We start from the raw sequence: 6,328 nt of genomic DNA on the forward strand, positions 1-6,328 counted from the left end.
CGGTCACTGCGCGCGGCGCCCCAATGAACCCCGGGAGCCAAAGCAGGAACAAACGGGCGCCACGGCTGAACAAGGAGACGGAACGACTGAAAGATCACGTTGACAAAGATCACCCCATACAAGCGAGTGAGCGGGGTGTCGGTGGTCATCGGCGTTTTCCGGTAGGGTTTGGTTGTTGACGCCAACCCCATTTCGGAAGGACCACCGATGACCGACGACATGATGAACCTGCGCACGCTCGTGGAGAAGACCCCGGATGCCGATCTGCTGCGCGAGATGATCGGCTTTGCCGCCGAGCGGCTGATGGAAATGGAGGTGGGCGCGGCCACCGGCGCCGGCTATGGCGAGAAGAACCCGCTGCGGCTCGCCCAGCGCAACGGCTACCGCGACCGGGACTGGGAGACGCGGGCCGGCACGGTCGAGCTGCGCATCCCGAAGCTCAGGAAGGGAAGCTACTTCCCGGGTTTCCTCGAACCGCGCCGCATGGCCGAGAAGGCGCTGACCGCCGTCATCCAGGAAGCTTATGTGCAAGGCATCTCGACCCGGTCGGTTGACGACCTGGTCAAGGCCATGGGGATGAGTGGCATCTCCAAGAGCCAGGTCTCGCGGCTGTGCGAAGAGATCGACGGTAAGGTGAAGGCCTTCCTCGAGCGGCCGATCGAGGGCGATTGGCCATACCTGTGGATCGATGCCACTTACCTGAAGGTGCGCCGCGGTGGGCGGATCGTTTCGGTCGCCGTTATCATCGCCGTCGGCGTCAACGCGGACGGCCGGCGCGAGGTCCTGGGCATGGAGATTGGCACCTCGGAGGCCGAGCCGATCTGGACGGAGTTCCTGCGAAAGCTGACACGTCGCGGCCTGCGCGGCGTCAAGCTCGTCGTCTCCGACGCGCACGAAGGCCTCAAGAGCGCCGTCACCAAGGTGCTGTGCGCGACATGGCAGAGGTGCCGCGTCCACTTCATGAGGAACGTGCTGGCCCATGCCGGCAAGAGCGGCCGCAGGGTCGTCTCAGCCTTCATCGCCACCGCGTTTGCCCAAGAGACCTCGGAAGCCGCCAGCGCCCAATGGCGCGCCGTCGCCGACCAGATCCGGCCTAAGGTGCCGAAGCTGGCGACAATCATGGACGACGCCGAGCCCGACGTGCTGGCCTACATGACCTTCCCGAAGGAACATCGCGCCAAGCTCCACTCGACGAATCCGATCGAGCGCCTCAACGGCGAGATCAAGCGGCGCACCGAGGTCGTCGGAATCTTCCCGAACGACGATGCGATCGTGCGCCTCGTCGGCGCAATCCTGCTCGAACAGAACGATGAATGGGCAGTGCAGCGGGCCAGATATATGACTCTGGAAACGATCAGCCAGATGAGCGATGATCCCCTGATCAGCCTGCCAGCCGTGGCGCGCTGATCAGCCCGGCCCATGCCGGAGAGCACGGCGACCAATGCCGCCAGCTACACCATGCAGAGGGACACGATCTCCGCGTCAATACTCATCGGCTGCCGTGAACCGCACGTGACCGAATTCCATCGAAACGACATTGTCTAGCAGGCTTCTCTATTCGGCGGCTTGGGGTCAAGCGCTTTCATCATTTTCCACCTTACCAGCTTCTGACATCATTCGCGGGTTCGTGCTTCTCTCCGGGATCGGCCCGTTGGCCCTCCCTTGATGGGATTCAGAGAATAAGGCGGAACAATCTGATTCGCGTCCTGGCCAACATGACATGACCGGCACGCCCATGATCGCGAACTCACCTCATCCTTCGTCCCGCGAAGGACGTTCTTCCGCTGCTAGGCGGAACTCTCTACCTCTTCTTCCCGGCCTCTTGTCACACGGCTGACGCCATGGTTTCCCGCGTCCATTGGAACTCGCTATTGTCCAGCCACATGCGGTGCATGACGACCGCCAGGCGACGTGCTAGCGCGACTATCGCCTTGCGCAAGCCGCGCCGCTTGGCGACGTTCATCGCCCAGGCCTTCAGCCATGACCATTTCTTCACGTGCGTCAGCATGACTTGGGCTGCTTCATAGAGCAACGTTCGCGTCATCCCGTCCCCGCACAGGGAGATGCCTCCAACGCGCTTGCTTTCGCCGGACTCGTCGAGCCTCGGTGTTAGCCCCAGGATCGGCCCTACTGCCTTGGAGTTTTTGAACCGTTGCGGAATGTCGATCGTCGCGGCGTACGCGAGCGCCACTATGGAGCCGACACCTGGGACCGTCATCAAGCGCCGGCAGGTAGCGTCGTTCCTGGTGATCGCCAGCACTTGTCTGTGCAGGTGCGCAAATTCCTCGCGCAGCTTCCGCCTGGCGGCCAGTAGTGGCTCCATGATCTGTCCGAGATCGGGCATGCATTCGACAAGCTCACGGATGCGGTCTTCGAACTTCGCCGTCCCCACGGCGCCGACCTTGCGCCCGAAGTTGCGCAGAAGACCGCGGATGTCGTTCTCGATCGCGATCGCCTTTTCCTGCAAGATCTTGCGGGCCGTCAGCAGCACTCGACGCTTTTGGCTCGTCAGCGTCTTTATATGCACCGGGCGGAATAGGTTGACCCGCATCATCTGGGCTATGCCGCGCGCATCATTGCGATCTGTTTTGTTCGGCTGCGCCTTCAGGAATGCTTTCACATGTCGTGTTTCGATGCAGATGACTGGCAGCCCAGCCCTGGCCAGCCCCTCGAATAGCCACTGCGACAAAGGCCCTGCTTCGAGCCCGACCCGTTCCACGTTCCAAGTCGAGTCCTTCAGGACCGCAATGATATCATCAGGGTGGCTAACCACCTTCACCTCGTGACAAATCCTACCGGTTTCGTCGACAACGCAAACGGCGGTTTCCTTCACCGAGATATCGAGGCCAACAAAATGCTTCATGTTGCTCTTCCTTTCCTGATGCTGTGGCTGTTTGGACAGACAAAGTTATCATCAGCTCGAAGCGCAACACCTCCTTGCATCACCGTTGAAGATGGGGTTCGAGCCGAATACCCCATCTGTTGAAGAAGTCAGGCGCGCTCGCAGACGAAGCCAGAATCGTCGGCATTGTGGATGTAGAAGTGGCCGACTAGGCGACCCGCGGTACCGATCATCGCCCATCCGCGACCGCAAGCGGGATCGCTTTCGTCGTGGCCCTCCCACGAGAATTCCGCGCAGGCCGAGCCGTCTCGCGCGCCGTAGCGGACATCAAGAAAGCCTTTGAGGGCGCCGAAGCCGATCTCGCCGTCCGCCGCGCCCTTGAACGTCAGATGTGCCTCTTCAACGAGATCGAGGAAATCGGTGTCCCAGACATCCATTTCGACGATACGCCAGCGACCGGCAAAGGCCTTGGCGATGGCTGGAACCTTGGCCATGTCAGCTGGTCCCAGCGATGAGCTTGGGCAGCCGCACCAGATTGTAAGCGGCGGCCGCGAAGGTGAAGGCCCACCCGACGCGGTCGCGGCCGCGGAACCTGGTCTTCTTTTGCCCGGCGATCGTCTTGATCCAGCCGAACGCTTCCTCGATCCGCTTGCGGATGCGTTGGCTTGCCGCGTAACCGCCGTGCCGGGTCGTGCGGCCGTCGATCGCGGAGCTGCGGCCGCTGGTATTCTGCGCCACATGCGGCGTCACCTTCATCGAGCGCAACTCGTTGACGAAGTCCTCCGCGTCATATGCCTTGTCTGCGCCGAGCGTGATCGCGGCCGGTCGGCACGAGGCTCGATCATGTGCAGCGCCGCCACCCGCTCGGCATGGCCGTCGGCCAGTGTCAGGCAGGCGTCGACCAGCAAGCCATGGCGGTTCTCCATCAGACCATGCCCGATGAAGAACAGCTTCGTCTCCTTGCCTTTCCCCTTGCGGTAGAGCCTCGCATCCGGGTCGGTGGTCGAGGCGTGCGTGTCGTTCGATCGCTTCTGGCCGTGGAAGTCCGCTTCGGCGTTGCGCCCGCCACCCTGCGCTGGCGGCTCGTCTGAACCGTCCTTCGACTTCACGCTCTTCATCGAGGCCCACGCCTCGACCAGCGTGCCGTCAACCGAGAAGTGATCCGTCGACAGAAGCTTCTTCACCTTGGGTTGCGCCAGCACCGCTGTCAGGAACTTCGCCGCGATCTCGCCTTCCAGCAGCCGGTCACGGTTCTTCGAGAACACCGAATGATCCCAGGCCGCGTCGTCCACGCCGATGCCCACGAACCAGCGGAACAGCAGGTCGTATTCGAGCCGTTCCATCAAAAGCCGCTCCGAGCGGATCGAATAGAACGCCTGCAACAGCATTGCCCGCAGCAGCTTCTCCGGCGGGATCGAAGGTCGCCCGATCGGCGAATACAGCGCCGCGAATTCCTGCTCCAGCGTGACCAGCGCCTCGTTCACGATCGTCCGGATCGCCCGCAACGGATGATCGCGCCGAACTCGTGCTTCCAAGTCAACGTAGCTTATATGAGGAGTGTCAAGGGCTTTTAGGGCTCCGCTTTTTGGGTTCGTTGGCTTTGCGGTATCCATGGTCTGAGCCTGATTGCATGACGCGGCTCGTTCCCCGAGCCAGATCCAACTTATATACGGTCGCTGTTCGAAGCAGCGGCACCAACATCCCGCTTGCGGCGGACAAGGGCTCAGGAGAACGAGACCATTCTGAGACAACGGCATTTGAAGCCACGCTACGTGCCGGTTCGTCCCCCTTGGATCCGCCAGGACTGATCAGGTCCTGGAAGATGGCAGAATTCGATGGGTGTAGCGCATCAGGTAACCGACATAATCGCGCCCTCGATGACAACGCCGGCGTTGACGTATTTCCACAGCGCCACGAGCAGCTTGCGGGCGAGCGCCACGATCATCGTCTTCTTCAGCCGGCCGTTGTTTTGCTTCACCCGCTCCTTGAACCAAGGTGAGCGCCGAGTGCGGCTGATGGCGCACCCATAGCCAGGCCATCTGGACCAGCGTCGTTCGCAACGTCGGATTGCCGGATTTCGACATCCCCTGCTCGTGGTCGACCGAGCCGCTCTGCCAAGGTGTCGGTGCGAGGCCCGCATAGGCGGCAACTTGTCGTCGGTTGTCGAAGTGACGCGACAGACCCTCCGACCACAGGACAGCGGCAAACTCCGGCCCGATGCCCTTCAGGTCGAGCAGCATCGCCGGTGCCGACGAGACAACCTGCGTGACAGCGAGCATGGCATCGCGCTCGGCCTCGACTGCCTTGATCTGCTCGAGCAGCAGTTCGAGCCTGTCTAGTTCCCGGCCGACCTGCGCCTGCAGATGGGCCGGCAAGGGTCGGCCGTCGCCGGTCTTGAGCGCCTCCAATCTCTTCCGCCGGTCGCGGCGCAGCGGCTCGTAGCCGGACACGCCCTGGGCGAACAGCAGGCCTTTGATGCGATTGACGTGTCGCACACGCTCGTTGGTCAAGGCCTTGCGCTCACACGTGACGCGGCGACGGTCCTCTTCTTCGGGCGTAGGCACTCGGAGCATCGCACACACCCGCGGCTCGCCTCGCTTGTAGGCCAGCAACGCCCGGACCAGCGCCTCGCCGTCGATCTTGTCGGTCTTTGCCCGCCGGCGCCGGCGCGAGGTCGCAATCGAGGCCGGATCGACGACGTGACTTTTGATTCCTTCGGCCTGCAGCACGCGATGGATCCAGAAGCCGTCGAGCCCGGCCTCCTGGATCACGATGATCGGAAAGTGCCGCCCGGTCCGCGCTTGCGCCTTCCTGTTGATGTCGGCAAATCGCGCCAGCATGCCGGCGACATCGCCGGCCGCCACCGCATGTTTCGACATCTTCTCGCCGCCACCCGGCGACAGCGAGGTGATCAACCATTTCGAGCGACTCAATTCCAACGAGACGAAAATTGCACCAAGATCGGTGCGGATAGCGGTCGGCGCTTTGGGTTGGTGAGCTGCTACGGGCATGCTTGCCTCCAAGGATGTTGATTACGCGACCTCACTTTGCCACAGCGCAGGTCGCTATCCGCTCTCCTCATAGGATCTGAACAGCTCGCCAGTTCGATCGTGACCGCCGCGCACTCGTCACCTCCGAATCCCTTTGGGCCCAAGTGAATCACCGCTGACGTCCGGTGACGAGTGCCTTTTTCAACAGATGGGGTGATTGGGGTCTCGCCCGAGCCAGATTGAGGGCGGCTACTCCTGTCGGGATGTTAGAACGTGGTCGCTTGGAGCGCCACAAACATCGGGAAGGAGCAGCCATGAAGTATTTTGCTGGATTAGACGTATCTTTGGAAGAGACCGCGATTTGCGTCATTGATGAGAGCAGTCGGATCGTGAAGGAAACACGAGCGGCGAGCGAACCGCAGGCCTTGTCCGATGCGTTGCGGAAGCTCGATCTGCCGCTGGAGCGCATCGGGCTGGAAGCGTGCTCGCTGACGGC

General features: G+C 62.0%; 3 protein-coding genes and 3 pseudogenes. 2 read left to right on the forward strand and 4 right to left on the reverse strand.

The features are described 5' to 3' along the window. Positions 1-207 precede the first annotated feature (207 nt). Positions 208-1,407 carry an IS256 family transposase gene (locus tag O7A70_RS33175; protein ID WP_337144108.1) on the forward strand — a complete coding sequence of 400 codons (1,200 nt, stop codon included), beginning with the start codon at positions 208-210 and terminating at the stop codon, positions 1,405-1,407. A 418-nt stretch (positions 1,408-1,825) separates the two neighbouring features. Here O7A70_RS33175 and O7A70_RS33180 read toward each other — a convergent pair whose 3' ends face one another. From O7A70_RS33180 to O7A70_RS33195, 4 genes and pseudogenes are all read right to left on the reverse strand, one after another. Further along, on the reverse strand, positions 1,826-2,863 hold the full coding sequence (locus tag O7A70_RS33180; RefSeq protein ID WP_337144109.1) for an IS110 family transposase: 1,038 nt from the start codon (positions 2,861-2,863) through the stop codon (positions 1,826-1,828). 128 nt (positions 2,864-2,991) lie between these two features. Next, on the reverse strand, positions 2,992-3,336 hold the full coding sequence (locus O7A70_RS33185; protein ID WP_337144110.1) for a hypothetical protein: 345 nt from the start codon (positions 3,334-3,336) through the stop codon (positions 2,992-2,994). Position 3,337: 1 nt separating this feature from the next. Further along, positions 3,338-4,455, reverse strand: a pseudogene (locus O7A70_RS33190) (IS5 family transposase). A gap of 236 nt (positions 4,456-4,691) precedes the next feature. Then, a pseudogene (locus tag O7A70_RS33195) lies at positions 4,692-5,853 on the reverse strand (IS110 family transposase). A 293-nt stretch (positions 5,854-6,146) separates the two neighbouring features. Between O7A70_RS33195 and O7A70_RS33200 the strand changes: the two are divergent. Continuing rightward, a pseudogene (locus O7A70_RS33200) lies at positions 6,147-6,328 on the forward strand (IS110 family transposase); the annotation flags it as partial.

It is taken from the genome of Mesorhizobium sp. Cs1299R1N1 (assembly GCF_037179655.1).
In the GTDB taxonomy this organism is placed as follows: Bacteria; Pseudomonadota; Alphaproteobacteria; order Rhizobiales; family Rhizobiaceae; genus Mesorhizobium; species Mesorhizobium salmacidum.